Raw genomic sequence first — 1,049 nt, forward strand, 5'->3', positions numbered from 1 at the left:
CGGCTGACCTCAGACTATCCGTTGGATTGGTGCTGCCATGGCGCATCGCATCAGTCAGTTCCGACGCTTCCATCCCGTAACCGTCATCAAGAATGGCGACGTATGGACTGCTGGATGCATCATAGTGGATGCCGATGTTGAGTGCGCCTGCGGAGAGGCTGTTGTCAATGATGTCCGCGATCGCAGCTTCCACGGTGTACCCCACCGCCCGCATTGATTCCATCAGTGAAACCGGGTCCGGGATCACTAGAAGTGTCTGAGGCTGTTTCATCTCAATATCCGTTGAAATGTCTGGGCGCCAGTTCTGATCGGGGCAGTATTGTTGCCGTCAGCCTTGGGTCTGGCGCGCTCGTGCTAGTGCTATGAATTCGCGCACGGAAATCAGCTCAACACGCTGTTCTGGCTTGAACGAGCTCTGCAAGGGCGTAGGGATGACCAAAGTCAGCGACTTCACGCGCATCTCATCCGTCTGGTGCTTGGAGATGGGGGCCTCCAAGGTCAGCAGATGCTTCTCTGGAATCCGGTCAGCTTCGGCGAGAACCTGTCGCCATCTATCCTTGCAGGTTGATTTGACTCCAAGCATCAGAAGGCGGCTCGGATCAAATCCCGCATCCTGGTAGCTGCTCTGGCTTGGGAACAGGAAGTCCGGTTTTGAGCGGTTCTCTGTTCTGCCGGTCCTTGAGTAATGAATGCTGTTCTGAGTGAATATCTGTTCGAGGTGATTCTCAAGGGTCAGCCCGACGCGACTTTTACGTCGGTTCTGTACCGAGAGGGAGTAGGACACGAATGCATCCACGTCAGCCTCGCCGCGAGAGGTGACGAATCCAGCCGTGAGCCGCTGCGAAACAATGTGCCGCTCCAAGGCCCTGAAAAGCTGCTCCTCTTTTTCCATCCACGTCAGAAGCGTGCTGTCTGGATCAAGTCGTGCATCGATCCCCGCGCACTTCGACCTGCTGAAAGCAGAGAATTGAAGTGTGGTAGGGAAACCTCCCTTGAATACAGCGAGCATCTCGTCGAGATGGCTGTCATCCAGCCACCCGATATCAATG

The 1,049-nt window shown here is 55.4% G+C and carries 2 protein-coding genes; both read right to left on the minus strand.

Going from position 1 to position 1,049, the window contains the following annotated elements:
• The coding region (locus ABZX22_RS45330; protein WP_354923604.1) for an ATP-binding protein at window positions 1-271 on the minus strand (271 nt) is incomplete at its 3' end.
• Window positions 272-328: 57 nt separating this feature from the next.
• On the minus strand, window positions 329-1,049 hold a 721-nt coding region (locus tag ABZX22_RS45335; protein WP_354923607.1), incomplete at its 5' end, for a type II restriction endonuclease.

This window comes from Nonomuraea sp. NPDC003804, from assembly GCF_040610675.1.
GTDB lineage: Bacteria > Actinomycetota > Actinomycetes > Streptosporangiales > Streptosporangiaceae > Nonomuraea.